At 63.9% G+C, this 1,366-nt stretch carries 1 protein-coding gene; it reads left to right on the top strand.

The genetic code is table 11. The features are described from left to right. Window positions 1-45 precede the first annotated feature (45 nt). Complete coding sequence (locus tag Asi03nite_RS37420) at window positions 46-1,326, top strand: IS256 family transposase (RefSeq protein WP_203685244.1); 1,281 nt, start codon at window positions 46-48, stop codon at window positions 1,324-1,326. Window positions 1,327-1,366 lie beyond the last annotated feature (40 nt).

The raw sequence follows: 1,366 nt of genomic DNA, 5'->3' as shown, positions 1-1,366 counted from the left end.
ACTGTAAATTTATCGGCGGATCTCGATACTTAGGGAGACGCCAAGATGACGACCGAACACCCTGGCCCCGAGCCGGTCGCTGGACTGTCGGCGGAGATCTCCGATGATCAGCTCGTCGCGATGCTGGTCGACCGGGCCCGCGGCAATGACCTGAAGCTGACCGGTGAGGGCGGGCTGTTGCAGCAGCTCACCAAGCGGGTCCTGGAGTCCGCTCTCGAGGGCGAGATCACCGACCACGTCGGGTTCGACAAACACGACAAGGCCGCGAACAAGCGGGACAACACCCGTAACGGCCACCGGTCCAAGACGGTGATCACCGATGTCGGGCCGGTGGAGATCCAGGTACCCCGCGACGTGGCCGGCTCGTTCGAGCCGCAGATCGTCCGGAAACGGCAGCGCCGGCTGACCGGCGTGGACGAGCTCGTGCTGTCACTGTCGGCCAAGGGGCTGACCCATGGGGAGATCGCTGCCCACCTGGCCGAGGTGTATGGCACCGAGGTGTCCAGGCAGACCATCTCCACGATCACCGACAAGGTCATGGACGGGATGGCGGAGTGGCAGAACCGGCCGCTTGACCGGGTTTATCCCGTTCTGTTCATCGATGCCATCAACGTCAAGATTCGCGACGGTCATGTTGCGAACCGGCCCATCTACGTCGCTCTGGCCGTCACGGCCGAAGGCCACCGCGACATCCTCGGGATCTGGGCCGGTGACGGCGGTGAGGGCGCCAAGTACTGGCTGCACGTACTCACCGAACTCAAGAACCGTGGCGTGCAGGACGTGTTGATGCTGGTCTGCGACGGGCTCAAGGGCCTGCCCGACGCGGTAGAGACGGTCTGGCCGAAGACCGTGGTCCAGACCTGTGTGGTGCACCTTTTGCGCAACTCGTTCAAATACGCGGCCCGGCAGGACTACGAGAAGATAGCCCGGGCGTTGAAGCCGGTCTACACCGCACCGACTGAGGACGCCGCGACTGAGCGGTTCCTGGAGTTCAGCGAGACCTGGGGCGGCAAGTATCCGGCGATCGTGAAGCTGTGGGAGAACGCCTGGTCGGAGTTCGTGCCGTTCCTCGCGTTCGACGTCGAGATCCGCAAGGTCATCTGCACCACCAACGCCATCGAGAGCGTCAACGCCCGCATCCGCAAAGCGGTCCGGGCCCGAGGTCACTTCCCCAACGAGACCGCAGCCCTCAAATGCGTCTACCTGGCGCTAATGAGCCTCGACCCGACCGGTGCCGGCCGCCGCCGCTGGACCATGCGCTGGAAAGCACCCCTGAACGCCTTCCAGACCGCCTTCGAAGGCCGACTCGACCTGGCCATCCACTGATCAACTCAAACCCAGATCAGCCGTTATCTTTACAGACCCC

It is taken from the genome of Actinoplanes siamensis, assembly GCF_016862395.1.
Taxonomy (GTDB): Bacteria; Actinomycetota; Actinomycetes; order Mycobacteriales; family Micromonosporaceae; genus Actinoplanes; species Actinoplanes siamensis.
This window is presented reverse-complemented; position numbering and strand designations above follow the sequence as displayed.

Coding starts and splice junctions, on each gene's coding strand:
- Asi03nite_RS37420 (WP_203685244.1), top strand. CDS start 46: ATGACGACCGAACACCCTGGCCCCGAGCCGGTCGCTGGACTGTCGGCG.